This is a genomic window from Nonomuraea sp. bgisy101 (assembly GCF_057708945.1).
Map to the genome: position 1 here is coordinate 85,745 of NZ_JBYITD010000013.1, position 23,237 is coordinate 108,981.

Annotated in this window: 27 protein-coding genes; 14 read left to right on the forward strand and 13 right to left on the reverse strand. The window is 72.4% G+C overall.

Annotation, left to right across the window (positions count from 1 at the left end):
• Positions 1–58: 58 nt before the first annotated feature.
• On the reverse strand, positions 59–1,369 hold the full coding sequence (locus AC3EO4_RS24710) for an MFS transporter (RefSeq protein ID WP_431898059.1): 1,311 nt from the start codon (positions 1,367–1,369) through the stop codon (positions 59–61).
• 118 nt (positions 1,370–1,487) lie between these two features.
• A complete protein-coding gene (locus AC3EO4_RS24715; RefSeq protein ID WP_379569193.1) occupies positions 1,488–1,610 on the reverse strand; it encodes an aromatic-ring hydroxylase C-terminal domain-containing protein in 123 nt (40 codons plus the stop codon).
• Between the two features lie 339 nt (positions 1,611–1,949).
• Between AC3EO4_RS24715 and def the strand changes: the two genes are divergently transcribed.
• The gene (gene def / locus AC3EO4_RS24720) at positions 1,950–2,432 is read left to right on the forward strand and encodes a peptide deformylase (protein ID WP_379568863.1); all 483 of its coding nucleotides are present in this window, start codon (positions 1,950–1,952) and stop codon (positions 2,430–2,432) included.
• A gap of 70 nt (positions 2,433–2,502) precedes the next feature.
• On the opposite strand, the gene AC3EO4_RS24725 is transcribed toward def, so the two are convergent.
• Positions 2,503–3,171, reverse strand: a complete 669-nt coding sequence (locus tag AC3EO4_RS24725; RefSeq protein ID WP_431898061.1) for an esterase/lipase family protein — start codon at positions 3,169–3,171, stop codon at positions 2,503–2,505.
• A gap of 75 nt (positions 3,172–3,246) precedes the next feature.
• Between AC3EO4_RS24725 and AC3EO4_RS24730 the strand changes: the two genes are divergently transcribed.
• Entirely contained in the window at positions 3,247–3,903 is a 657-nt protein-coding gene (locus AC3EO4_RS24730; RefSeq protein WP_379568867.1) for a TetR/AcrR family transcriptional regulator, read from the forward strand.
• On the opposite strand, the gene AC3EO4_RS24735 is transcribed toward AC3EO4_RS24730, so the two are convergent.
• The 3 genes from AC3EO4_RS24735 to AC3EO4_RS24745 form a co-directional block, all read right to left on the reverse strand.
• On the reverse strand, positions 3,894–4,553 hold the full coding sequence (locus tag AC3EO4_RS24735; protein WP_431898063.1) for an alpha/beta fold hydrolase: 660 nt from the start codon (positions 4,551–4,553) through the stop codon (positions 3,894–3,896). The genes AC3EO4_RS24730 and AC3EO4_RS24735 overlap by 10 nt on opposite strands.
• A gap of 164 nt (positions 4,554–4,717) precedes the next feature.
• Complete coding sequence (locus tag AC3EO4_RS24740) at positions 4,718–5,239, reverse strand: HPP family protein (RefSeq protein ID WP_431898065.1); 522 nt, start codon at positions 5,237–5,239, stop codon at positions 4,718–4,720.
• A gap of 125 nt (positions 5,240–5,364) precedes the next feature.
• Positions 5,365–6,225: an alpha/beta fold hydrolase gene (locus AC3EO4_RS24745; RefSeq protein WP_379568873.1), complete on the reverse strand. Its 861-nt coding sequence runs from the start codon at positions 6,223–6,225 to the stop codon at positions 5,365–5,367.
• Positions 6,226–6,471: 246 nt separating this feature from the next.
• Here AC3EO4_RS24745 and AC3EO4_RS24750 point away from each other — a divergent pair, with 246 nt between their 5' ends.
• Both AC3EO4_RS24750 and AC3EO4_RS24755 read left to right on the forward strand, forming a co-directional pair.
• Positions 6,472–8,058 (forward strand): ABC-F family ATP-binding cassette domain-containing protein, encoded by a 1,587-nt coding sequence (locus AC3EO4_RS24750; protein WP_431898067.1) that lies wholly within the window; start codon positions 6,472–6,474, stop codon positions 8,056–8,058.
• A gap of 161 nt (positions 8,059–8,219) precedes the next feature.
• Positions 8,220–8,687, forward strand: coding sequence for a pyridoxamine 5'-phosphate oxidase family protein (locus tag AC3EO4_RS24755; protein WP_379568877.1), 468 nt, complete (start codon positions 8,220–8,222; stop codon positions 8,685–8,687).
• Here AC3EO4_RS24755 and AC3EO4_RS24760 read toward each other — a convergent pair.
• Genes AC3EO4_RS24760 through AC3EO4_RS24770 form a run of 3 tightly spaced genes read right to left on the reverse strand, consistent with a single transcriptional unit; the run spans position 8,677 to position 10,391 of the window.
• Positions 8,677–8,913 carry a WhiB family transcriptional regulator gene (locus AC3EO4_RS24760; RefSeq protein ID WP_379568879.1) on the reverse strand — a complete coding sequence of 79 codons (237 nt, stop codon included), beginning with the start codon at positions 8,911–8,913 and terminating at the stop codon, positions 8,677–8,679. The two genes, AC3EO4_RS24755 and AC3EO4_RS24760, sit on opposite strands and share 11 nt — an antisense overlap.
• A 15-nt stretch (positions 8,914–8,928) precedes the next feature.
• Positions 8,929–9,870: a glycosyltransferase gene (locus tag AC3EO4_RS24765; protein WP_431898069.1), complete on the reverse strand. Its 942-nt coding sequence runs from the start codon at positions 9,868–9,870 to the stop codon at positions 8,929–8,931.
• The gene (locus AC3EO4_RS24770; RefSeq protein WP_379568883.1) at positions 9,867–10,391 is read right to left on the reverse strand and encodes a D-glycero-alpha-D-manno-heptose-1,7-bisphosphate 7-phosphatase; all 525 of its coding nucleotides are present in this window, start codon (positions 10,389–10,391) and stop codon (positions 9,867–9,869) included. Before AC3EO4_RS24770 ends, AC3EO4_RS24765 begins: the two co-directional genes overlap by 4 nt.
• A gap of 62 nt (positions 10,392–10,453) precedes the next feature.
• On the opposite strand from AC3EO4_RS24770, the gene AC3EO4_RS24775 reads away from it, so the two are divergent.
• The 10 genes from AC3EO4_RS24775 to AC3EO4_RS24820 are packed head-to-tail and all read left to right on the forward strand — an operon-like array spanning position 10,454 to position 20,030.
• A complete protein-coding gene (locus AC3EO4_RS24775) occupies positions 10,454–12,073 on the forward strand; it encodes a carbamoyltransferase family protein (protein WP_431898072.1) in 1,620 nt (539 codons plus the stop codon).
• Complete coding sequence (locus AC3EO4_RS24780) at positions 12,070–12,927, forward strand: glycosyltransferase family 2 protein (protein ID WP_431898074.1); 858 nt, start codon at positions 12,070–12,072, stop codon at positions 12,925–12,927. Before AC3EO4_RS24775 ends, AC3EO4_RS24780 begins: the two co-directional genes overlap by 4 nt.
• Positions 12,924–13,913, forward strand: a complete 990-nt coding sequence (locus tag AC3EO4_RS24785) for a glycosyltransferase family 9 protein (RefSeq protein WP_379568889.1) — start codon at positions 12,924–12,926, stop codon at positions 13,911–13,913. Before AC3EO4_RS24780 ends, AC3EO4_RS24785 begins: the two co-directional genes overlap by 4 nt.
• A complete protein-coding gene (locus AC3EO4_RS24790) occupies positions 13,910–15,097 on the forward strand; it encodes a glycosyltransferase (RefSeq protein ID WP_379568891.1) in 1,188 nt (395 codons plus the stop codon). The genes AC3EO4_RS24785 and AC3EO4_RS24790 overlap by 4 nt, the downstream gene beginning before the upstream one ends.
• Positions 15,082–15,633: a D-sedoheptulose-7-phosphate isomerase gene (locus tag AC3EO4_RS24795; RefSeq protein ID WP_379568893.1), complete on the forward strand. Its 552-nt coding sequence runs from the start codon at positions 15,082–15,084 to the stop codon at positions 15,631–15,633. The genes AC3EO4_RS24790 and AC3EO4_RS24795 overlap by 16 nt, the downstream gene beginning before the upstream one ends.
• Positions 15,630–16,973, forward strand: coding sequence for a PfkB family carbohydrate kinase (locus tag AC3EO4_RS24800; protein ID WP_431898076.1), 1,344 nt, complete (start codon positions 15,630–15,632; stop codon positions 16,971–16,973). Before AC3EO4_RS24795 ends, AC3EO4_RS24800 begins: the two co-directional genes overlap by 4 nt.
• Before the next feature lie 10 nt (positions 16,974–16,983).
• Complete coding sequence (locus AC3EO4_RS24805; protein ID WP_379568897.1) at positions 16,984–17,661, forward strand: SDR family oxidoreductase; 678 nt, start codon at positions 16,984–16,986, stop codon at positions 17,659–17,661.
• Positions 17,652–18,506: a glycosyltransferase family 9 protein gene (locus AC3EO4_RS24810; RefSeq protein ID WP_431898078.1), complete on the forward strand. Its 855-nt coding sequence runs from the start codon at positions 17,652–17,654 to the stop codon at positions 18,504–18,506. Before AC3EO4_RS24805 ends, AC3EO4_RS24810 begins: the two co-directional genes overlap by 10 nt.
• A complete protein-coding gene (locus tag AC3EO4_RS24815) occupies positions 18,506–19,492 on the forward strand; it encodes a UDP-glucuronic acid decarboxylase family protein (protein WP_379568900.1) in 987 nt (328 codons plus the stop codon). Before AC3EO4_RS24810 ends, AC3EO4_RS24815 begins: the two co-directional genes overlap by 1 nt.
• 1 nt (position 19,493) lies before the next feature.
• Positions 19,494–20,030: a cysteine hydrolase family protein gene (locus AC3EO4_RS24820; protein ID WP_379568902.1), complete on the forward strand. Its 537-nt coding sequence runs from the start codon at positions 19,494–19,496 to the stop codon at positions 20,028–20,030.
• On the opposite strand, the gene mshC is transcribed toward AC3EO4_RS24820, so the two are convergent.
• From mshC to AC3EO4_RS24840, 4 genes are read right to left on the reverse strand one after another with little or no spacing between them, the layout of a single operon-like run.
• The gene (mshC, locus tag AC3EO4_RS24825; protein ID WP_431898081.1) at positions 20,027–21,250 is read right to left on the reverse strand and encodes a cysteine--1-D-myo-inosityl 2-amino-2-deoxy-alpha-D-glucopyranoside ligase; all 1,224 of its coding nucleotides are present in this window, start codon (positions 21,248–21,250) and stop codon (positions 20,027–20,029) included. The genes AC3EO4_RS24820 and mshC overlap by 4 nt on opposite strands.
• A 9-nt stretch (positions 21,251–21,259) precedes the next feature.
• Positions 21,260–21,922: an NRDE family protein gene (locus AC3EO4_RS24830; RefSeq protein WP_431898082.1), complete on the reverse strand. Its 663-nt coding sequence runs from the start codon at positions 21,920–21,922 to the stop codon at positions 21,260–21,262.
• A 13-nt stretch (positions 21,923–21,935) separates the two neighbouring features.
• Positions 21,936–22,688: an SCO1664 family protein gene (locus AC3EO4_RS24835; RefSeq protein WP_379568908.1), complete on the reverse strand. Its 753-nt coding sequence runs from the start codon at positions 22,686–22,688 to the stop codon at positions 21,936–21,938.
• The gene (locus tag AC3EO4_RS24840) at positions 22,685–23,233 is read right to left on the reverse strand and encodes a DUF3090 domain-containing protein (protein WP_379568910.1); all 549 of its coding nucleotides are present in this window, start codon (positions 23,231–23,233) and stop codon (positions 22,685–22,687) included. The genes AC3EO4_RS24835 and AC3EO4_RS24840 overlap by 4 nt, the downstream gene beginning before the upstream one ends.
• Positions 23,234–23,237 lie beyond the last annotated feature (4 nt).

Below are 23,237 nucleotides of genomic sequence, written 5' to 3' on the forward strand. Positions count from 1 at the left end.
CCTGGGTCCCTTCTGTTACTAGCGTGCTAACAGCGGCTCACCGCCGAAGTGAGGGTGCTCACACCCGCGCGTGAGCGAGGCTGGGCACCCTGGTCACGCCGACCGTGCGGATGTAGCACCACCAGGTGAGGGCGAAGCAGGCGGCGTAGAAGAGGCCGAAGGCGACGAAGGCCGCGGCGGGGCTGCCGGTCTGGGCGAAGGACATGCCGAAGCCGCGGTTGATGAGGAATCCGCCGAACGCGCCGATCGCCGAGATGATGCCGATCGCGGCGGAGGCCTGGCGCTTGCCGTACAGCAGTGCCTGCTCACCGGTGCCGAGTTCCTCGGCGGCCTTGGCCTGGAAGATGGCGGGGATCATCCGGTAGGTGGAGCCGTTGCCGATGCCCGCCGTGACGAACAGCGTCTGGAAGGCGAGGAAGAACAGCCAGAAGCTGCCGGAGGCGCTGGCCAGCCAGACCAGGACGACGCCCGCGCCCATGGCGGCGAAGTTCCAGAGGGTGACGGGCGCGCCGCCGAGCCGGTCCGACAGCCAGCCGCCCACCGGCCTGATCAGCGAGCCGGCCAGCGGCCCCACGAAGGCGACCGCGGCCCACGCCGAGTCGGGGAACAGGCTCTTGGCCAGCAGCGGAAAGGCCGTGGAGTAGCCGATGAACGAGCCGAACGTGCCGATGTAGAGGAAGGACATGACCCAGGTGTGCGCCTTGCCGGCGACCGCCCACTGCTCGCGCGGCCTGGCCTTGGCGCTGGACAGGTTGTCCATGAAGAACCAGGCGCAGGCCGCGGCGACGACGATGAACGGCACCCAGAACCAGCCCGCCGCGGCCAGCCCGAACGCGCCGATCACCAGCGGCATGACCAGCTGTACCGAGCTGACGCCGATGTTGCCGCCGGCGGCGTTGAGGCCGAGCGCCGACCCCTGCTTGTGCTGGGGGTAGAAGTAGGTGATGTTGGCCATGCTGGAGGCGAAGTTGCCGCCGCCGAAGCCCGCCGTCGCCGCGATCACCAGGAACAGCCAGTACGGCGTGCCCGGGTCGCTCACCGCGACGCCGAGAAGGATCGCGGGGATCAGCAGGAGCAGCGCGCTGGCCACGGTGAAGGTGCGCCCGCCGAACCTGGCGGGGCCGAACGTGTAGGGGACGCGCAGCGCCGAGCCGATCAGGTTGGGCAGGGCGACCAGCCAGAACAGCTGGTCGGTGGTGAAGTCGTAGGCGCCCATCTTGGCCGCGACGATGCTCCACAGCGTCCAGACGGTGAAGCCCAGGTGCTCGGCCAGGATGGAGAAGGCCAGGTTGCGCCTGGCCACGCGCCTGCCGTCGCGTTCCCAGAAGGCGGGGTCGTCCGGGTGCCAGTCGGTGATCCAACGCGCCATCGTTCCTCCTGTGGTTCGGGGATCTCGACCGTAGGAGGAGCCGGTTACGCACCTTGACGTTCTGTGACCGTGCGCCGGTTACGGGTAACTCACCGCTGTAACAAGCAATGCATGTGTTTCACGGCCGCAACACGGCGTTAACGGCGTGTCGGAGGGCGGCCGCCGGGTCGGAGGGCGGCTCCTCCGCCCGCCGGGCCACGTAGCCGTCGGGCCTGACGAGCACGGCGCCGTCCTCTCCCAGGTCGTAGCGCTCGCGTCAGAGGTCGTGCTGGACGCGGTGGGCGCGCACGCCCTCCACGTTCCGGGCGGCCGCTCCCACTCCTCCCCCTGCCTGCCGGTGAGCAGGACGAAAGAGTCGTGGAACAGATCGTGCACTCCCCGGCCGTCGAGCCGGAGGTGCGCGCGATGACGGCCGCCGAACTGGACTGGGTCCGCTCGGTGACCGACGAGGTGCGGGCCGGGACTCTCCGCCGGTCACCGTGGACGGGTGGGCCCCCTTCGTGGGAGACATTTGACGATTCGCCGCGCACCGCCGAGGGAATCGTCTCCTGGACGACGACAACGTTCTCGGGGAGTTGCCGTGGCCGTACAGCGCATCCGCGCTTTCGACGATCCCGTGCTGCGCGAGGTGGCGCAGCCGGTGACGGAGTTCGACAAGGAGCTGCGGGGGCTGGTGAAGGCGCTGACCCTCACGATGCGCCAAGGCCAAGGGCGAGCGGGGCTGGCCGCACCGCAGATCGGGGTCAGCGCCCGGGTGGTCGTCTTCGACTACGACGGCAAGGCCGGGCACCTGGTCAACCCGCGCCTCGAGCTGTCGGAGCGGACGATCGTGGCCGACGAGGCATGCCTGTCGGCGCCCGGAGCGTGGTGGCCGCTGGAGCGTTCCTTCGGGGTGACCGCGCGGGGCAGGGACATGTACGGCAAGCCCGTGACGGTGCGGGCGATCGGCATGCTGGCCAGGGTGCTCCAGCACGAGGCCGACCATCTGGACGGCGTGCTGTTCGTCGACCGTCTGGGCGACGACGACCGCGACCGCTTCACCGAATCAGCCGCCTCCTCCTGACCGGCCCTCGCGGGACTCCCAGAGGCTGATGACGTCCACCGGTTCGCGGCCGGGGAGGGGCGGGGCCCGGTCAGGAGGGGCACCGGCCGGCCAGGGCGCCGAGGACGGCGTCGATGAACACCTGCGTCCTCGGTTCGTCGGCGTGCGGCACGCCGGGGAACTCGGCCCTGCACCAAGTGCCCGCGATCACGTCGTTGCGGGTCTCGTCGAGCGAGCTCGCCAGCGTCGTGTACCGGACCGGGTCCGGCGTGGGGTCGCCGCTGTTGAGCTGCTTGATGAAGGCGCGGGTGGGACACATCTGCCCACCCTGCGCGGGCTGCAGAAGGCAGGCGGGCCAGTAGCCGAGCTGCGCCGTGCCCATCGAGAGGTAGCTGAGCGTCTTGTCCGCGCCGCCGAGGAACTTCAGGTAGTGGCGCGCGGACAGCCCTCCCATGCTGTGCCCGACGAGGCTGACCTTGCTGCCGTTGTGCTGCTGCCGTACCTGGTCGACCAGGTTCCTGATGGCCTCGGCGTTGGCGATGTTCTCCTCGCCGGGCAGGTCGATGGCGTACGCGGGGTGGCCGGCCTGCTCCAGCGCCGCCTTCATCTGGTCGAACACAGCGGGCGTCCCGTTCCAGCCGTGGACCAGGATCACCGGCTCCCGCTGCTCGGCCTGGGCCTGCTGGCCGGTGCACAGCCCGGCCGCCAGGGCGAGCCCGGCGATCAGTAACGGCCGGACGTGCTGTCGTCTCGGTGGCATCGTCGCGTCTCCCCACTCGTCGAGCCGATTTCACTTACCTAGTACTCGGTAGGTGAATGGGTTAGATTTAGCATCGTGACCGGCGACAGGCAAGCCCCCAGCAGACAGGAACGCGCGCTCCGGCGGCGGGAGGAGATCATCGCGGTCGCCGGCGAGATGTTCGCCCGGGGCGGCTTCCGGGGCACCTCGCTGGCCGACGTCGCCGCGGCGGCCGGCATCACCCAGCCGGGGCTGCTGCATCACTTCGGCAGCAAGGCGGGCCTGCTGCTGGCGGTGATCGAGCGCAGGGACCAGGACAGCGAGGCGTTCGCGATGGAGCTGCTGGGCATGGCACCCGAGGGACGGCTGCGGGCCATGCCGGAGTTCGCGCGCAGGAACCGGGAACGGGCGGGGCTGGCCAAGCTGTTCACCGTGCTGGTGGCCGAGAGCCTGGAACCCGACGCTCCTGGGCACGGGCACTTCGTCGAGCGGTACCGCGCGATGCGGGCCATCGTCGCCGACAGCATCCGCTCCGCCCAGGCCGCCGGCGTCACCCGGCCGGACGTCGACCCCGTGACGAAGGCGACCGAGATCATCGCGACGCTGGACGGCCTGCAGACCCAGTGGCTGCTCGACCCCGGCACGATCGACATCGTCGCCAGTGTCGAGTCCTACGCGCGCACGCTGGAACGCGACCTCGCGTGCGACGCCGCCCCGCACCGCCGCCCTGAGGGTCGCGCTCCTCAGAGGTGAGCCAGAATCAGGCGTGCCACCTCGTGCGGCGCCTCCAGATGAACGTGGTGGCCGGTCGGCAGGTCGGCGATCGACACGAGGGGGGTCGTCCGGGCGATCGAGGCCAGCTCCAGGCCGAAACCACGCTCGTAGGCGGTGAACACCTTCGCCACGTCCGGCGGCAGCAGGTCCTCGAACCCCGAGGCGGTCGAGGAGATGACCAGCAGGGGGCAGCGCGCCGCCCGGTAGGTCGCGGGGAGGTCGAGTGCGTCGAGCTGGGCGATCAGGTGGGCCGTCGCGGGGTCCGCGGAGTGCTCGGTCAGGAACGCGCGCATGATCCGCTCGCCTTCGCGGGGGTCGACGCCGTCGAGCGGTCCTGTCGGGTTGGTGTGGCCGTCGACGTTCACCGCCAGCGGGCACTCGGGGTGGAGGGTGGCCCACAGGGCGGCGACCAGCCCGCCCAGCGAGTGACCCGCCACGATCGGCCGCTCCAGGCCGTGGTCGTCGATCGCGGCGGCGACGGCGTCGAGCGCCCCCTCCCACGACCACGTGCCCAGCTCCGGCAGGTCGATCGCGAGGGTCCTGAGCCCCGCCGCCTCCAGCATCGGCCGGACCAGCCGCCAGTCCGCCTTGGTACGGCCGGCGCCCGGCAGCAGGAGAACATCACGCATGCCAGGACTGTGGCCCACCGGTGTCAGACGGGACAACCGAATATCCGCCGCAGGGCGCCCGCTCGTTCCGTGTTCCCACGATGGCCCCGGCGCGTGCGTCAGGCGGCGCGGTGGCACAGTGTCGGCGGGCTGTCGCGCAACGTCGGGAACATGCCGGGTGAGGATCACCGCCAGTAGGCCGGGTAGCGGTGGCCCGGCAGCGCCCGGCCGAGGACGATGCCGCCCAGAACCACGACGACGCTCGCGGCCAGGACGGGGTTGAGAAGGAAGATCGGGCCGGGGTCGGTCAGACCGATCAGGGCGGCGGTGGCCGTGGCGGGCGGGTGCGGGGCGCGCAGGACGAGCATGGGGGCGGTGGCCAGGCCGGCCGCTACCGCGGCGGCCCAGATCGAGGGGCCGGCCAGCGTGGTGATCACCAGTGCCAGCGCGGTGGCGCTGAGGTGGCCGAGCAGGATGCTGCGCGGCTGCGCGAACGGCGCGGCGGGGGCGACCGCGACGATGGCCGCGCTCGCCGCGAACGGGAGGGCGAAGATCGGCAGGTGCGTCGCCGAGGTCACGATGGCGAGTAAGAGCAGCCCCGCCAGGGTGGCCGTCGTGGTGACGAGGACGGCTCTGGCCGAAGGGCGGGCGGGCGAGGTGACGGGCTGGGCAGTCGGGGTCACGGGCCGGCCGGTCGAGGTGGTCATCGATGTCTCCGTTCAAGCTTCGGGTGGAGCGGGCTCGTCCGGCCGAGGTTCGGATCCTCGGAAGGACGAGCCAGGCCCGTCAGGCCGCGCTCCGGTTCCAAGGAGCGCGGCGCGCCTGGCGGTCCTCAGTCGGACAGTCCGCGCAGGAAGTCGCGGATGAGGGCGGCGCTCTGCTTCAGACGCGTGGTGAGCGGGAAGTGACCGGCGTCGAGAAGGTGGACGCGGGCGTCCTTGAGGTCCCTGGCGTAGGCCCTGGCGCCGTCAGGACCGAAGATCTCGTCGTTCCTCCCCCAGACGGCGAGCAGCGGCGGCTGGTGGGTGCGCAGGTACTCCTGCCAGTCGGGGTACCTGGGGAGGTTGCCGCCGTAGTCGAGGAACAGGGCGAGCTGGATCTCCTGGTTGCCGGGTCGGTCGAGCAGCGCCTGGTCGAGGGCCTCGTTGTCGGGGTCGACGAGGGCGGCGTCCGGCACGCCGTGGGTGTACTGCCAGTGGGTCGCCTCGCGGGTGAGCAGGCCGCGCAGGGCGTCGGCGTTGGCGGCGGACGGGTCGGCCCAGTAGGCGCGGATCGGGTCCCAGAACGGGGTCAGGCCCTCCTCGTAGGCGTTGCCGTTCTGGGTGACGATGCCGGTGATCCGCTCGGGGTGGCGCAGGGCCAGCCGGAAGCCGACCGGAGCGCCGTAGTCGTGGACGTAGATCGCGTACGTGGTCAGCCCGAGCGTGTCGAGCAACTGGTCGACGATGTCGGCCAGGTGGTCGAAGGTGTAGTCCCATTCCGCCGCGGACGGGGCCGAGCTGTGTCCGAAGCCGGGGTAGTCGGGGGCGATGAGGTGGAAGTCACCGGCGAGTTCCTTGATCAGGTCGCGGTAGGCGACCGACGAGGTCGGGAAACCGTGGAGCAGGACGAGCGCGGGGGCGGCGGGGTCGCCTGCCTCGCGGTAGAAGACGTCGAGCCCGTCGATCCGGACGGTGTGGTGGCGAATGGTCATGACAAGTCTCCATTAACCGGCTAAAGCCGTTTCAGCGGTTGATGTCGACGACGTTAGCGCAATGTCGTTAACCGGTCAACTTGATTTAGATGGTTAATTTGCGGATGTGGGGGCGCGGAAAACCCGATGCGGCCCGGCCGGTGCCTCGCGTAGCCTGGGCCGCATGCCTACCGCCCGGATCTCTTAGCCAGGACACCCGCTTTCGCGTCACCCGTGTGTCCACTGGCTTATCCGGAGCGTTACCTCATGATTACTTTTCGCGATGTCGACGTGCGCGTCGGCGCCCGTCTCCTCCTGTCCTGCATCACCGCCCACGTCGGCCCTGGCGACCGGGTCGGCCTGGTCGGCCGCAACGGCGCGGGCAAGACCACGCTGATGCGCATCCTCGCGGGCCAGGCCGCCCCCGCGGCAGGCGTGGTCACCCGCACGGGACCCGTCGGCTACCTCCCGCAGGATCCCGCCGCGGCCGATCCCGAGCTCACCGTCACCGACCGCGTCCTGTCGGCGCGCCGGCTGGACGAGGCGGTGCGCGCGCTGCGCGCCGCCGAGCGCGACATGGGCGCGGGCGGCGAGGCGGCCATGGCTCGTTACGTCCGGGCGGAGGCCGAGTTCCAGGCCCGCGGCGGATACGCGGCCGAGGCGGAGGCCGCCAGGGTCGCCGCGGGGCTCGGCCTGCCCGACAGGGTGATGGCCCAGCCGATCGGCACGCTGTCCGGCGGGCAGCGGCGGCGGGTGGAACTGGCCAGGGTGCTGTTCGCCGAGCGCGGCACGCTGCTGCTCGACGAGCCGACCAACCACCTCGACGGCGACTCCGTCGCCTGGCTGCGGTCGTTCCTCTCGGGCTACCCCGGCGGGCTGGTGGTGATCAGCCATGACACCGGGCTGCTGGCAGAGGTGGTCAACAGGGTGTGGCGGCTGGACGCCGACCTGGCCTCGATCGAGGCGCACAACACCGGATGGGACACCTATCTGGCCGACAGCGCCGCGGCCGAGCGGCGCAGGGCCAGGCAGCGGGCGGCGGCCGAGCGCAAGGCCGCCGCGCTGCACGCCCAGGCCGGCAGGATGCGCTCGAACGTGGCGACGGCCGTCCGCGCCAGGGACATGGCCCGCAGGGCCGACAGGATGCTGGCGGGGGTGGAGCCCGCCCGCCGTACGGAGAAGGTGGCCAGGATCAGGCTGCCCGAGCCCGCGCCGAGCGGGCGGACCCCGCTGGGGGCCGTCAGCCTGGCCAAGTCCTACGGCGCGCTGCCGGTGCTGTCGGGCGTGGATCTGGCCGTCGACCGTGGCAGCAGGCTGGTGGTGCTCGGGCTGAACGGCGCGGGCAAGACCACCTTGCTGAAGATCCTGGCGGGACGGCTGGCGCCCGACTCGGGCAGGGTGGTGCACGGGCACGGGCTGCGGCTCGGCTACTTCGCCCAGGAGCACGACACGCTCGATCCCGGCCGCACGGTCGGGCAGAACCTCGCCGACGCGGCGCCGCATCTCACGCACGGTGAGGCGCGCAACGTCCTGGGGTCGTTCCTGTTCGGCGGTGACGACGTCGACAAGCCGGCGGGGGTGCTGTCGGGCGGGGAGAAGACGCGGCTGGCGCTGGCGGGCCTGGTCAGCTCGGGAGCGAACGTGCTGCTGCTCGACGAGCCGACCAACAACCTCGATCCGGCCTCGCGGGCGGAGGTGCTCGGCGCCGTCGGTGCCTACAAGGGCGCGGTGGTGATGGTCACGCACGACGAGGACGCGGTGGAGGCGCTGCGGCCCGACAGGGTGCTGCTGCTGCCGGACGGGGTGGAGGACCTCTGGAACGCCGGGTACGCCGACCTGATCGCCCTCGCCTGAGCCGGGGCGGGTCCGAGCCCGCTTGAGGCGGACGGGTGAGGCGGGGGCGCCGGAGCCGTGTCTCCGGCGCCCCCGCACACCCTGCGGCGCGCGGCCTGCACCGCTCGGCCGGCTGTCACACCACTGGCCCGCCGACCACGCCGATGTGACAATCTGTGGAGATGCCCGAGATGCTCCCTGAACCCCGCACCCCGAAGCAGCGCAAGCAAGACACTCTGGACAGGCTCGACCACGATGTGGACCTGTGGGTGGCGAGCGCCGACCAGGAGGGCGGCCCGTACCTGATGCCGCTGTCGTTCCTGTGGGACGGCGCCTGCCTCCTGCTGTCGACGGCCGCGAGCAACCCGACCGCGCGCAATCTCGAGGCGTCGCGCACCGTCAGGCTCGGCCTCGGGCTCACCAGGGACGTCGTCCTCATCGAGGGCAGCGTGGAGACGCTCGCCTCGGAGGAGATCTCGCAGGAGGTCGGCGACGCCTTCGCCGTCAAGACCGGCTTCGACCCTCGGCGGCTGCGCAGCCCCTACCTCTACTTCCGCGTGACACCGCACAGGGTGCAGGCGTGGAGGGAGGTCAACGAGCTGAAGGACCGCGACCTCATGCGCGACGGAGTGTGGCTGGTCAAGGACTGAGGACCAGCGCCCGGCGCTCGTCGGGGCCGGTGCCGCCCCAGACGCCGTCGGCCTGGCGGGTGGCGATCGCGTAGTCGAGGCACGGCTGCCTGACGGGGCAGCCGTGGCAGATGGCCTTGGCCCGCTCCAGTTGCGTGTGTCCCGCGCCGTGGAGCGAGATCGGGAAGAAGGTCTCCGGGTCCTCGTCGAGGCAGGCGGCCCGGCGCGAGCGGTCGAGGATGAACATGGAATTCCAGACGTGTCAGCGAGCGATGTGCCCATTCCGGTTACCCGGACATGAGCCGAGCAAACGGTCCCAGTCGGCGAGGAACCTGGCGATCCCATACCTGGACAGCGCGGCCGTGCGGGCGGCCTTGCCGTACCGGCTCGCCATGGCAGGGTCGGCGACGAACGCCGACAGCGCCTCGACCAGCACGGACAGCCTGGTGGACAGGACGCCGGCCTCGGGCGGGACGGCCTCGATCGCCTCGGTCGCCGCGAGCGCCACGACGGGCAGGCCGATCATCATGGCCTCGATGAGCGAGAGGCCGAGCGAGGTCCACCGGTAGGGGTGCAGGTAGGCGCGACGCCGGGCCAGGGCGGCGTGGAGCCGGGCCTGAGGAAGGTCGAAGGCCGGGTACGGCAGGTCCGACGTCTTCATGCCGAAGACGTCGAGCGGCACGTCGAAGGCGGCCAGCAGGTCGGTGCCCACCACGCGCGTTCTTCGGACCGGCTCGTTGACGACCACGCCTGCGCGTGGCAGCTCACCGGTGTAGAGGTGGCCGGGGTCGACCACGCCGTGCTCGATCACGTGGACCGGGGCGAGGCCGTTGTCCCAGTAGAGCGCGTTGAAGTGGGTGACGTGCACCAGCGGGACGGCCGACTGCCCGGCGAGCGGGTGGCGGGTGGCGGGCACGTCGCCCCTGGGCGTGTTGTGCTCGACGTAGACGCCGGGGACCGTCCCGCCGAGCCAGTCCCTGGCCAGCTCGATCTCGTGGGGGCGCTGGTAGACGACGAGGTCCACGCGCTCGTCCGCGAGCCTGTCCCACGGCACCTCGCGCACCGAGGATGGCCAGTCGAAGCTCTGCGCCCTCCCCCGCCCGTCGGGGTCGCGTCCCGGCGTGAGCGGGACGAGGTAGGAGTGGCGGCCCTGGACGAACGAGGTGGTCCACGATCCGTGGACGTGCCAGAGCAGGATGTTCATCGACGCACCCAGTCCACCGCTTCGCGCAGGTCGTGGGCGACCTCGGGAGCGGCGACGATCTCGCTGGGCCGGGTCCTCGGCGTGGGCACCAGGATGGCGCGGGCTCCCGCCGCCCTGGCCGCCTCCATGTCCCTGCCGACGTCCCCGATGACCACGCAGTCCGCCGGTTCCACACCGAGCGTCCCCGCCGCTCTCAGCACCAGGCCGGGGTTCGGCTTACGGCAGAGGCAGCCGTCGTCCTCGTCGTGGACGCAGATCGCCCACGCGTCGAACGGCCCGAGCAGTTCCTCGACGCGCTCGTTGACCTGGTGGAGCTGGTCGGGCGTGATGAGCCCTCTGGCCACGCCGGACTGGTTGGTCACGATCGCCACAGGGATCCCGGCGGCGCGCAGTGTCCTCAGCGCCTCCAGCGCGCCCGGCATGGGCTCGACCAGGTCCGGATCGTTGTTATATGGGACATCCTTTATCAAGGTGTCGTCGCGGTCGAAAAGCACGGCCGCGGCGGGCCGACGCGTGAACATGAGTGGCGGCTACCCCGCCTACCTTGTGTTTAACGAGCGCTTCTCTCGGTAGCGCTTCTCCCATGAGGTTCCTGGGGATCAACGCGGTCTTTCACGACCCTGCCGCCGCCCTCGTGGTCGACGGCGAGGTGGTCGCGGCCGCGGAGGAGGAACGGTTCAGCCGCCGCAAGCACGGCAAGCGCCCCGTCCCGTTCTCGGCGTGGGAGCTGCCCGAGCAGGCCGCCGCGTGGTGTCTCGCCGAGGCGGGGCTGCGGCCCGAGGATCTCGACGCGGTGGCCTACTCCTACGACCCTTCACTGGTCCGGCGGGAGACGGGGGCTCCGTGGGAGGACCTGCGCACCACGTACGCGACGAGGGCGCCGAGCTTCCTGGCCACGGCGCTGCCGGGCCTCGACCCCGCCCAGGTGCGGTTCGTGCCGCACCACGTGGCGCACGCCGCCTCGGCGGGGCTGGCCGCGCCGTACGAAGACTGCGCGGTCCTGGTGTGCGACGGTCGCGGGGAGGCCGTCTCGCACCTGGCGGGACACTACCGCGGCGGCGAGCTGACCACGCTGGCCGCGCAGGAGCTGCCGCATTCGCTCGGCCTGATGTACGAGGAGGTGACCGAGCACCTCGGCTTCATGCGCTCGAGCGACGAGTACAAGGTGATGGCGCTGGCCTCCTACGGCACGCCGCGGCACCTCGACGCGATGCGCGAGCTCGTCACGACCACGGGCGACGGGGGCTTCACCGTCGAGCGCGTCGACTGGAGCGGCTTCGCCAAGCGGCTCGGCAGGGGCGAGACCTGGACCGCCGACCACGCCGACCTGGCCGCCAGCGTCCAGACGCGATTGGAGGAGGTCCTGCTGGAGCTGGCCTTCTGGCTGCATGACAGGACGGGGGCGCGCTGCCTGGCGATGGCGGGAGGGGTGGCGCTCAACTGCGTGGCCAACACCAGGCTGCTGGCCGAGGGGCCGTTCGAAGAGATCTGGGTGCAGCCGGCCGCGGGCGACTCGGGCACCGCGCTGGGCGGCGCCCTCCACCTGGCCCAGGAGTTCGGCGAGCCCGCGGCGCCCATGCGGGGTGCCGACCTCGGCCGCGGATGGACGGAGGGCGAGCTGGCCGCGTGGCTGGACGTGGCGCGCGTGCCGTACACGCGGCCGGAGAACCTGGCGGGCGAGGTGGCGCGGGCGCTGGCCGACGACAGGATCGTGGCCTGGTTCCAGGGCCGCAGCGAGTACGGCCCGCGCGCGCTCGGCCGGCGCTCCCTGCTGGCCCATCCCGGCCACGCCCGCAACGCCGAGCGGCTGAACGAGGTCAAGGGTCGCGAGCAGTTCCGACCGATCGCGCCGATGGTGCTGGAGTCGAGGGCACACGAGATCTTCGGCAGGGGGCCGGTGCCCTCGCCGTACATGCTGTTCGTCCACGACGTGCGACCCGGCTGGCGGGAACGGATCCCGGCCGTGGTGCACGTCGACGGGACGGCCCGCATCCAGACGGTGTCGCGGGAGCACGACCCGCTCATGGCCGAGGTGATCGAACGGTTCGAGGGGCTGTCGGGGCTGCCCGTGGTGGTCAACACCAGCCTGAACACGGCGGGTAGGCCGATGGTCGACTCGCCGAGGGACGCGCTGGAGTGCTTCGGCTCCTCCCCCGTGGACGTGCTCGTGCTGGGGCCGTTCGTCGTGCGGAGAGCCGCGTGATCACCGTCGTCATCCCCACGATCGGGCGGGCCTCCCTGCCCGGGGCGATCCCCGAGGGGGTGCCGGTGATCGTGGTGGAGGACACCGGGAGGAGGGGACCCGCCGCGGCGCGCAACAGGGGGTGGCGGCAGGCGCGGACGCCGTGGGTGGTGTTCCTCGACGATGACGTGGTCCCGGGCGAGGGGTGGCTGGAGGCGGTCACCAGGGACCTCGCTGACCTGCCGGAGGACGTCGGCGGCAGCCAGGCCAGGATCGAGGTGCCGCTCCCGGCCGGACGGCGGCCGACCGACGCCGAGCGCAACACCGCAGGCCTGGCCGGCGCCGAGTGGATCACCGCGGACATGGCCTACCGGAGGGCCGCGCTGGAGAAGGTCGGCGGGTTCGACGAGCGCTTCCCCCGCGCCTACAGGGAGGACGCCGATCTCGCGCTGAGAGTGCGGGCGGCCGGTTTCCGGCTGGTCAAGGGCGAGCGGGTGACCCGGCATCCGGTGCGGGACGACGGTTTCTGGGCCAGCGTGCGGTTCCAGCGGGGCAACGCCGACGACGCCCTGATGCGCAGGGTGCACGGGCCCGGCTGGCGGTCGCGGATCGGGGCGGGCGGTCTGCTGCCCCGTCACGCGGCCACGACCGTGCTGGGGCTCGGTGCCGTGGGTCTCGCGCTCGCCGGGAGGAGAGGCGGGGCGATGGCCGCAGCGGCCGGATGGGCGGCGCTCACCGCGAGGTTCGCGTGGGAGCGCATCGCCCCGGGCCCGAGAACGCCTGCGGAGGTGGCCAGGATGGCGGTCACCAGCGCCTTCATCCCGCCCGCTGCGTGCCTGCACCGCCTGCGCGGCGAGCTGAAGGTCCGCCGGTGAAGGGGACCGTCCTGGTGGCACGCCCGGACAGCGCCGGCGACGTCCTGCTCGCCGGCCCCGCCATCCGGGCGGTCAGCGCGCACGGCCGGCGGGTGGTGCTGCTGGCCGGCCCGCTGGGCCGCGCGGCCGCCGAACTCCTGCCGGGGGTCGACCGCGTGATCGAGTGGCGCACCCCGTGGATCGACGCCGATCCGCCGCCCGTCACCCGTGAACACGTCGACCGGCTCATGACGCTGCTGCCCGACGCCGACGAGGCGCTCATCCTCACTTCCTTCCACCAGTCCGCGCTCCCCCTGGCGCTGCTCCTGCGGCTGAGGGGCGTGGGGCGGATCACCGCGATCAGCGACGACTACCCAGGCTCCCTGCTCGACGTCAGGGTCCAGGTTGACGAGAGCAGCCACCTTCCCGAGGCCGAGCGGATGCTCGCCGTGGCCAGGGCCGCGGGCTTCGACGGCGGCGACGCCGCGCTGGCGGTCAGGCCGCCGCCGCCGAGCGTCGTCGGCCCGCCAGGCTACGTCGTCGTCCATCCGGGCACCAACGCGCCCGCCCGCGCGTGGCCGCCCGAGCGGCACAGGGAGGCGGTCGAGGCGCTGGCCTGCGAGGGCTTCACGGTGGTGGTCACCGGCGGCGGCGGCGAGCGGGCGCTGACGGCCGCGGTGGCCGGGCGGCACGGGGTCGACCTGGGCGGCCTGACAAGCCTGGCCGAGCTGGCGGGGGTGCTGGGCGACGCCTGCGCCCTCGTCGCGGGCAACACCGGGCCCGCGCATCTCGCCGCCGCCGTCGGCACGCCCGTGGTCAGCCTCTTCGCTCCTGTCGTGCCCGCCGAACGCTGGGCCCCGTACGGCGTGCCGTCCGTGCTGCTGGGCGACCAGGAAGCGGCGTGCAAGGACACGAGGGCACGCCTGTGCCCGGTCAGAGGCCATCCATGCCTGTCGGGAGTGACAGCGGAACAGGTCGTCAAAGCAGTGAGGGAGCTGGTCACGTGAGGATCGATCTCATCTCCGAGCACGCCGATCCGCTGGCGAGCGTGGGCGGCGTCGACGCGGGCGGGCAGAACGTGCACGTCGCCGCTCTGGCCCTCGCGCTGGCGGAACGCGGTCACGAGGTCACGGTGCACACCAGGCGAAGCGCTCCCGACCAGCCGCGTAGCGTGCCGATGGCGGATGGGGTGCGGGTCGAGTACGTCACGGCGGGGCCCGCCGCGCCGGTGCCCAAGGACGAGCTGCCGCCGTACATGCCGGACTTCGCCAAGGCGCTGTCGCGGAGGTGGGCGGCGCGTCCGCCCGAGGTGGCGCACGCTCACTTCTGGATGAGCGGCAGGGCCGCCCTGCTGGCCGCGCGCGGCCGTCCCGTGGTGCAGACCTTCCACGCGCTGGGCACGGTCAAGCGGCGCTGGCAGGGCAGGGCCGACACCAGCCCGCCCGGCAGGATCGCGGTCGAGACGCAGATCGGACGGCGGGCGGCGGCGGTCCTGGCGACCTGCGCCGACGAGGTGACCGAGCTGCGCGCCATGGGCGTCCCCGATCACCGGGTGTCGGTCGTGCCGTGCGGGGTCGACCTGCACCACTTCACCCCCGACGGGCCGCGCACCCCCACGGGCGGGGTCAAGCGGGTGCTGAGCATCGGCAGGCTGGTGCCGCGCAAGGGGGTCGACACCGTGCTGCGGGCGTTGCGCGAGGTGCCCGAGGTCGAGCTGGTGATCGCGGGCGGCTCGGCCGACGACCCGGAGGCGGTCAGGCTGTCGGAACTGGCGGCCGCCTACGGTTTGGGCGGCAGGGTGAAGGTGATCGGCAGCGTTCCCCGCGACGAGGTGCCCGCGCTGATGCGCTCGGCGGACGTGGTGGTCGCGGTGCCCTGGTACGAGCCGTTCGGCATGGTGCCGCTCGAGGCGATGGCGTGCGGGGTGCCGGTGATCGCCTCCGCGGTCGGTGGCCACCTCGACACGGTCGCGGGCTGCGGCGTCCTGGTGCCGCCGCGCCGCCCCCAGGCGCTGGCCCGCGCCCTGTGCGACATCCTCGACCACCCGGACAGGGCGGCCGCGCTCGGCGCGGCGGGGGCCCGCAGGGCCAGGGAGCGGTACGGCTGGCCGCACGTGGCCGAGCAGACGGAGACGGTCTACCGGAGCGTGCTGGGGGACAGAGTGAGGGGGATGACATGCACAGGCACCTGACCAGGCTGCGCGACGCGCTGACGATGAGCGCCGACCAGGCGCCCACGGTCGAGGCGTGGGGCCGCAAACTCGCGGGGGTCCTCGGCGGCGGCGGCAGGCTGCTGGTGTGCGGCAACGGCGGTTCGGCCGCCGAGGCGCAGCACCTGACGGCCGAGCTGGTGGGCCGCTTCAAAGGCGAGCGGCGGCCGTTCGCGGCGATCGCGCTGCACGCCGACACCTCGTCGATGACGGCGATCGCCAACGACTTCGGCTCGGACGTCGTCTACGCCCGTCAGGTGTGCGCCCACGGCCGCCATGGCGATGTGCTGATCTGCCTGTCGACCAGCGGCTGCAGCGGCAACGTGCTGGCCGCGGCGCGTGCCGCGCACGACTGCGGGCTCGTCACGTGGGCCATGACGGGCATCGCGCCCAACCCGCTGGCCGAGCTGAGCGACGAGGTCGTCGCCGTGCCCGCGTCCGACACGGCGACCGTCCAGGAGGTGCACCTGGCGATGATCCACCTGCTCTGCGACTCGATCGAGGAGGCGTGCGAGTGAAGAAGGGACCGCTGGTCGTCATCGGCGACACGCTGCTGGACATCGACGTCGAGGGATCCGCCGAGCGCATCGCGCCCGACGCCCCCGTGCCGGTCGTCGACGTCGAGGGGGAACACCTGCGCCCCGGCGGCGCGGGGCTGGCGGCGCTGCTGACCGCCCGCGACGGGGCCGACGTGGTGCTGGTGACGGCGCTCGCCGACGACCCGCAGGGCCGTACGCTGCGCTCGCTGCTGAACGGCCATCTGGAGGTCGTCAGGATGCCGCTGCACGGCACGACCGTGTGCAAGACCAGGGTCAGGGCCAGGGGGCAGACGCTGGTGCGGATCGACACCGGCGACGGGCGGGCGCTGGCCTGCGTGACCGACACCGTCCGCGCGGCGGTGCGCAGGGCGGGCGCCGTGCTCGTCTCCGACTACGGCAGGGGCGTCGCCGGCACGGTCCTCGAACTGCTCGGCGAGGTGAGGGCGCCGATCGTGTGGGACCCGCACCCCAGGGGCTCCATGCCGGTGCGGGGATGCGCGCTGGTCACGCCGAGCGAGCTCGAGGCCAGGCGGTTGTGCCCGCCGCCGTACACCAGCCCTGACCTGGCGGCCCGCCACCTGACGAAGGCCCTGCACGCGCAGGCCGTCGCCGTGACGCTGGGCTCGCACGGCGCGGCGTTCGCCCACGCGGGCGGCCACCACAGCAGGATTCCGCCTCCCACGCTCGCCTCCGGCCACGACGTGTGCGGAGCGGGTGACAGGTTCGCGGGAGCGTCGGCCCTGGCGCTGCGCGACGGGCTGCCGGTGGAGGACGCGGTCGCCGTCGGCGTCGGCGAGGCCTCCAGGTTCGTCGAGGGCGGCGGCGCGGCGGCCATCAGGTTGCAGAGCCACGAGATGGGCGACAGGCCGCGCACGCCGATGGAGGTCGCGGAGCTGGTGAGGGCGAGCGGGGGACGGCTGATCGCCACCGGAGGGTGTTTCGACCTGCTGCACGCCGGGCACGTGAGTCTCCTGCGCAGGGCGAGGGCGCTCGGGGACGCGCTGATCGTCTGCGTCAACTCCGACGCCTCGGCCAAGCGGCTCAAGGGGCCGGGCAGGCCGGTCGTGGGACAGCGCGACCGCGTGGAGGTGCTGAGGGCACTGGCCTGCGTGGACGCCGTCATGGTGTTCGAGGAGGACACCCCAGCCCAGGTCATCGAGCGGCTGCGGCCGCACGTGTGGGTCAAGGGCGGCGACTACGCAGGGCGCGAGCTTGCCGAGGCCGAATCGCTGCGGCGGATCGGCGCGGAGACCGTCGTGCTGGCCAGCGTGCCCGGCAGGTCCACGACCGGGCTCATCGCCGCCGTGCAGGAGACCTGAGGGGGAAGCGATGCTGGGAAACATCCTGATCACCGGAGGGGCGTCGGGCCTCGGCCTGGCGGTCGCCGAGGCGGTCGCGAAGGCGGGAGGCAGGCCGCTGGTGGTGGATGTGCGCTCGGCGCACGGATTCGAGCAGGCGCTCGCCGATCTGGCCGAACGGGCGCAGGCCGAACGGGCGGTGCGGGAGCTGGCCGTACGGGCCGGGGGCCTCGACGGGGTGGTCACCGCGGCGGGGATCGACGCGTGCGGGCGGCTGGAGGACGTGCCCGCCGACGACTGGGAGCGCGTGATCAAGGTCAATCTCCTGGGGACGGCGGCGGTCGTGCGGGCCGCGCTGCCGTACCTGAAGCGGTCGTCGGGCAGGGTGGTGACCTGCGCCTCGACGCTGGGTCTGCGGGCGGTCAGCGACGCGACGGCCTACTGCGCGGCCAAGTTCGGGGTGGTCGGCTTCACCAGGGCGCTGGCCGCGGAGCTGGCGGGCCAGGTGGGCGTGACGATGCTGGTGCCCGGCGGGATGTCGACGCACTTCTTCGACGACCGGCCCGAGCAGTACAAGCCGGGGCCCGACGCCAAGCTCAACCGGCCTGAGGACGTGGCGCGGACCGTGGTGTTCGCGCTGTCGCAGCCGCCCGGGTGCGAGGTGCGCGAGCTCGTGGTCTGCCCCTCCACGGAGACCTCGTGGCCCTAGAGGTCCTGGTGCTGCGCGGGCTGGGGCTGGGCGACCTGCTGACGGCGGTACCGGCTTTGCGCGGGCTGCGCCGGGCCTTCCCCGCGCGTCGCCTCGTGCTGGCCGGTCCTTCGGCGCTGGAGCCGCTGCTGCCGGTGGACGAGGTGATCGAGGTGAAGGGGCCGGGACCCGTGCCCTACGCGGCGCCGGAGATCGCCGTCAACCTGCACGGCAGGGGGCCGCAGAGCACGTGGGCGCTGCGGGCGACCCGCCCGGGGCGGCTGCTGACCCACGGAGACGGCGGCCCACCGTGGCGCGAGGGCGTGCACGAGGTGTGCCGCTGGTGCGACCTGCTGGAGTGGTACGGCGTGCGGGCCGACCCCGCCGACCTGTACCTCGGGCGCGGCGACAGGAGCGGCCCCGTCGTGGTCCATCCCGGCGCGGCCTTCCCGTCCAGGAGATGGCCTCCCGCCCGCTTCGCCGCGGTCGTCGCCACGCTGCGGGCCGGCGGCCACGAGGTGGCCGTCACGGGAAGCGCGGCCGAGCGCGGGCTGGCCGAGCGGGTGGCCGGCCGCACGGGGGCCCGGGTGCTGGCCGGGCGGACGGACGTCCTGGAGCTGGCCGCGCTGGTCCGCGACGCCCGGATGGTGGTGTGCGGCGACACGGGGGTCGCGCACCTGGCCACCGCCTACCGCACTCCCTCGGTCCTGCTGTTCGGCCCCGTCTCCCCCGCCCTGTGGGGCCCTCCTCCCGGGGGGCCGCACACCGTTCTGTGGAAGAACCGTTCAGGCGATCCGCACGGATCCTCCCCCGACCCGGGCCTGCTGGAGATCGAAGTCGACGAAGTGATCGAGGCGATGTCGTGATGAGAGCCGTGGTGACGGGAGGGGCCGGGTTCCTCGGCTCCTACCTGTGCGAGAAGCTGCTGGAGAGAGGGAGCGAGGTCGTCTGCATGGACAGCTTCCTGACCGGCTCCCCCCGCAACCTGGAACACCTGCTGGACAGGCCTCAGCTGCACATCGTCGAATGCGACCTGACGGGATTCGTGCACGTGCCCGGCAGGGTGGACCTGGTGCTGCACTTCGCCTCGGCCGCCTCGCCCGCCGACTACCTGAGGCATCCGATCGAGACGCTCAAGGTCGGCAGCCTGGGCACGCTGCACGCGCTCGGTCTGGCCAAGGAGAAGGCGGCACGGTTCGTCCTGGCCTCCACCAGCGAGGTCTACGGGGACCCGCTCGAACACCCACAACGGGAGACCTACTGGGGCAACGTCAATCCCGTGGGACCGCGCAGCGTCTACGACGAGGCCAAGCGTTTCGCCGAGTCACTGACCACCGCCTACCGCGACTCGCACGGCATCGACACGGGCATCGTACGGATCTTCAACACCTACGGCCCCCGCATGCGCCCCTTCGACGGCAGGGCGATCCCCACCTTCGTCAGGCAGGCGCTGGCGGGCGAGCCCATGACGGTGACGGGCGACGGCAGCCAGACCCGTTCCATCTGCTACGTCGACGACACCGTGGAGGGCATCCTGCGGATGGCCGGCAGCGACTTCGCAGGCCCGGTGAACATCGGCAACCCCGACGAGCTGACCATGGTCGAGCTGGCCGAGCTGATCCGCGACCTGGCGGGCTCGTCGTCGCCGATCGCGTTCATCGACCGGCCCGTCGACGACCCGAGGGTCCGCAGGCCCGACACCCGCCTGGCCGCCGCCGTGCTGGGCTGGCGGCCTCAGGTCGGGACCGAGGAGGGGCTGCGCCGTACGGTCGAGTGGTTCGCCCGGCTCGGCCCCTTCGAACGGCCCGACGGCGGCCCGCCCGTAGGGGCGGGGCCGAAGCGAGGAGGTTGAGATGGCGGGCACCGCGGTGATCGTGATCGACATGCTCAATCCCTACGAGCACGAGGACGCCGAGCCGCTGGCACAAGGCGTGGAGGCGATCGTGCGCCCGCTGTCGCGGCTGGTGAGCGCCGCGCACGACCGCTCCGACATCGATCTCGTCTACGTCAACGACAACTACGGCGACTTCACCGCCGGGCGGGGGGACCTGGAGGAACGGGCGCTCAAGGGGCGGCGGCCCGACCTTGTCGAACCGGTGCTGCCGCCACGCGACTGCGCGTTCCTGCCCAAGGTGCGGCACAGCGTGTTCTACGGCACGTCGCTGGAGTACTACCTGCTGCGCCACGGGGTGGGGTCGGTGGTGCTGACGGGCCAGGTGACCGAGCAGTGCGTCCTCTACAGCGCGCTCGACGCCTACGTCAGGCACTTCGCCATCACGGTGCCGACCGACTGCGTGGCCGCCATCCACGAGGACCTGGGGGCGGCCGCGCTGCGCATGATGGAGCGCAACATGTCGGCCGCCCTCGTGACGGCGGGCGAGGCCCTTTAGAGCTCCACGCCGAGCAGCGCGTCGGCCAGGTCGCGCACCAGGCGGGGCGCGGCGGTGTCGGTGCCGCCCTCGGCCAGGGCCGTGGCGGCCCACGCGTCGAGGGCGGCCAGCGCGCCCGGCGCGTCGAGGTCGTCGGCCATCCGCTCGCGCACCGTGGCCAGCAGCTGGTCGGCCGGGGGCGCGGCCGGCAGCGCGACGGCGGCCCGCCACCGCTCCAGCCTGGTCTCGGCCGCGGTCAGCTGGTCGTCGGTGTACTCCCAGTCGGCGCGGTAGTGGTGGGCCAGCAGCACCAGCCTGACGGCCATCGGGTCGTGCTCGACCCTCAGCTTGGAGACGAACACCAGGTTGCCACGCGACTTCGACATCTTCTCGCCGTCGAGCGCCACCATGCCCGCGTGCGTGTAGAACTTGGCGAACGGCCACTCGCCGCTGGCCGCGTAGCCTTCGGAGGCGCCGCATTCGTGGTGGGGGAAGATCAGGTCGGACCCTCCGCCCGCGACGTCGAAGCCGGCGCCCAGGTTGGCCAGGGCGATCGCCGTACACTCCACGTGCCAGCCGGGACGGCCGGGCCCGAACCGGGAGGGCCACGAGGGCTCGCCGGGCCGCTCGGCCCGCCACAGCAGCCAGTCGAGCGGGTCGCGCTTGCCCTGACGGTCGGGGTCGCCGCCGCGCTCGCCGAACAGCGTCAGCATCTCCTCGCGGCCGTAGCCCGACACCTCGCCGAACTTGGGGGCGTCGGCGACGCTGAAGTAGACGTCTCCGTCGACGGTGTAGGTGAGGCCCTTGTCGGCCAGCTGCTCGATCAGGTCGGCGACCTGGTCGACGACCTCGGTCACGCCGACGTACTCGCGTGGCGGCAGGATGCGCAGCGCCCGCATGTCCGTCCTGAACAGCTCGATCTCCCGCTCGGCCAGCTCACGCCAGTCCTGCCCGGTCTGCTCGGCCCGCTCCAGCAGCGGGTCGTCCACGTCGGTGGCGTTCTGCGTGAAGTGGACCTCGTGGCCGCCGTCCCTCCACACCCGGCTCACCAGGTCGAAGGCGAGGTAGGTGTTGGCGTGGCCGAGGTGCGTGGCGTCGTAGGGTGTGATGCCGCACACGTACATCCTGGCGGTGGCGCCCGGCTCGGTCAGCCGCACCTGGCGCGCCGCGGTGTCATACAACCTCAGAGGTACGGCGGTGCCGGGCAGGCCGGGAACATCAGGGGCAGACCACGATCGCATGCTTTGACCTTATCCGTCTCGGGAAACACCACGATCAACGCGAGGCAGCCGCACCGCATTCCACCTGCTGAGATCGGAGAACTCGTAGCCGAGCCCTCCGCCGCCCACGGTGACCAGCGTGGCCGACAGCGAGGCGTAGACGCGGCCGTCAGGAAGCTCGTGCCGTACGGTGGCCGCCTCGACGAGGTCGTGCCAGTCTGCGGCGGCGGCGAACAGCGGGCGCAGTTCGACCGCCTTCGGGTCGTCGTCCCGACCGCTGTTGACGATGACGCTGGTGCCCACAGGCAGGCCGGCGGCCGTCAGGCGCTCGCCGTCCCACGACCACATGCGGGCGCCTGACCGGCCGGCGAGCACCAGGTGGAAGGGGTCGTAGCGGGGCAGGTCGACCTCCGGCATGCCGCCTGCCACGACGGCGCGCAGCGGCAGCTCGCCTCTGGAGATCTTGGTCCGCTCGTCGGCGGGCAGCCCGCGCCCGTTGAGCAGCGCGGCGACGCGGTCACGGGACGGCAGGGCCGCCAGCCACGTGCCTCCGGCCTTGAGGTCGCGCCCGCCGACGACGCCTGGATACTCGGGCCAGTGCTCGCCTGGGCCCTCCCACGGCCGATCGGCGAACTCGTCACGCACGCCCAGCAGAGTCAGCGGCTCACCCGTCCGCACGATGACCGTACACACGCGGACAGACTACCTATATGGGCGGCCAGGGAATCGCGGGCCAGTCCTCCGAGGGGTAGGGGTGCACGCCGGTGTCGAGCAGCCGCCTGACCCTGGTCCACGTGGCCTCCACCTCGGCGAGGGTGAGCAGCTCGCGCAGGCGGCGGCCCAGCGGGCCGGACTCGAGGTCGCGCTCCAGCTTGGCCAGCACGCCGACGACCTCACGCGGGAGCGTCTTGCCGCGCCACTGCCACAGCACGGTGCGGAGCTTGTCCTCGGCGGAGAAGCAGACGCCGTGGTCGACGCCGTAGATGGTCTCGCCGTCCGGCAGGGGCAGCAGGTGACCGCCCTTGCGGTCGGCGTTGTTGACGACCGCGTCGAAGACGGCCATCTTCCGCAGCGCGGGGTGGCGGCTGCGGATCAGGCTCATCAGGTCCGTCTCCTGGTCGGTGTCGATCCACAGCTGGCACATGCCGGGGCCGAAGGGCCCCTCGCGGTAGACCGTGGGCGGCACGATCTGCCAGCCCGTCGCCCTGGACACCTCGTATGCGGCCACCTCGCGGGCGGCCAGGGTGCCGTCGGGAAAGTCCCACAGCGGGCGCTCGCCGCGCACCGGCTTGTAGACGCAGGCCGCCGAGCGTCCCCCGAGCGTGATACCGCAATAGAGCGTCATGTTGGTCGCCTCGACCAGCCGGCCCGCCACCTCCAGCCTGCCTTCTCTGAGGAGGCTGAGGGCGGCCTCCTCGTCGTAGCGGAGATCTTCAAGCTCGCGCTCGGGCACGCTCACGTAGCGACCTCACCTCCGCGGTAGCCGTTCAGGCGCACGCAGATGTGGCCTTCGGCGTCGAGTGGCTGACCACACAGCGGGCAGGGCGGGCGGCCCTGCGCCACGATCTTCAACGCTCGCTGGGAGAAGGCCCTGGCGGCGCCCGCGCTGATGTGGACCCTCAACATGCAGGGCTCCGGCGCTTCCAGGTCTTCCTCGTCGATGATCTCCTGGGCCTCGATCACGACCTGGTCCCTGTCGGGATCCCATGCCAGCGCCATCGTGCCGACCCTGAAGTCCTCGGTGATCGGCTGGTCGAGCGGCGCGTTGTCGGCGAGATCGGCGGGCGCGACGGCCGGCACGTGGGCGGTGCCCCCACTGCGTCTGAGCACCTCGTCGAGCAGCTCCTCGAGCTTGCCGGCGAGGGCGGCGACCTGCAGCTTCTCGAGGGCGACCGTGGTCAGTCTGCCCTCGGCCCTGGCCTGCAGGAAGAAGATCCGTGCCCCCGGCTGCCCCAAGGCACCCGCCACGAACCTCTCTGGTGGGTCGTAGTCGAAGACCGGCATAGCC

Bases quoted from the DNA above. Each gene is read 5' to 3' on its own strand.
- AC3EO4_RS24755 (WP_379568877.1), top strand. From the start codon at position 8,220: ATGCCCGAGATGCTCCCTGAACCCCGCACCCCGAAGCAGCGCAAGCAA.
- AC3EO4_RS24710 (WP_431898059.1), bottom strand. From the start codon at position 1,369: ATGGCGCGTTGGATCACCGACTGGCACCCGGACGACCCCGCCTTCTGG.
- AC3EO4_RS24735 (WP_431898063.1), bottom strand. From the start codon at position 4,553: ATGCGTGATGTTCTCCTGCTGCCGGGCGCCGGCCGTACCAAGGCGGAC.
- AC3EO4_RS24775 (WP_431898072.1), top strand. From the start codon at position 10,454: ATGAGGTTCCTGGGGATCAACGCGGTCTTTCACGACCCTGCCGCCGCC.
- AC3EO4_RS24740 (WP_431898065.1), bottom strand. From the start codon at position 5,239: ATGACCACCTCGACCGGCCGGCCCGTGACCCCGACTGCCCAGCCCGTC.
- mshC (WP_431898081.1), bottom strand. From the start codon at position 21,250: ATGCGATCGTGGTCTGCCCCTGATGTTCCCGGCCTGCCCGGCACCGCC.
- AC3EO4_RS24750 (WP_431898067.1), top strand. From the start codon at position 6,472: ATGATTACTTTTCGCGATGTCGACGTGCGCGTCGGCGCCCGTCTCCTC.
- AC3EO4_RS24760 (WP_379568879.1), bottom strand. From the start codon at position 8,913: ATGTTCATCCTCGACCGCTCGCGCCGGGCCGCCTGCCTCGACGAGGAC.
- AC3EO4_RS24795 (WP_379568893.1), top strand. From the start codon at position 15,082: ATGCACAGGCACCTGACCAGGCTGCGCGACGCGCTGACGATGAGCGCC.
- AC3EO4_RS24805 (WP_379568897.1), top strand. From the start codon at position 16,984: ATGCTGGGAAACATCCTGATCACCGGAGGGGCGTCGGGCCTCGGCCTG.
- AC3EO4_RS24765 (WP_431898069.1), bottom strand. From the start codon at position 9,870: ATGAACATCCTGCTCTGGCACGTCCACGGATCGTGGACCACCTCGTTC.
- AC3EO4_RS24820 (WP_379568902.1), top strand. From the start codon at position 19,494: ATGGCGGGCACCGCGGTGATCGTGATCGACATGCTCAATCCCTACGAG.
- AC3EO4_RS24725 (WP_431898061.1), bottom strand. From the start codon at position 3,171: ATGCCACCGAGACGACAGCACGTCCGGCCGTTACTGATCGCCGGGCTC.
- AC3EO4_RS24840 (WP_379568910.1), bottom strand. From the start codon at position 23,233: ATGCCGGTCTTCGACTACGACCCACCAGAGAGGTTCGTGGCGGGTGCC.
- AC3EO4_RS24815 (WP_379568900.1), top strand. From the start codon at position 18,506: ATGAGAGCCGTGGTGACGGGAGGGGCCGGGTTCCTCGGCTCCTACCTG.
- AC3EO4_RS24745 (WP_379568873.1), bottom strand. From the start codon at position 6,225: ATGACCATTCGCCACCACACCGTCCGGATCGACGGGCTCGACGTCTTC.
- AC3EO4_RS24770 (WP_379568883.1), bottom strand. From the start codon at position 10,391: ATGTTCACGCGTCGGCCCGCCGCGGCCGTGCTTTTCGACCGCGACGAC.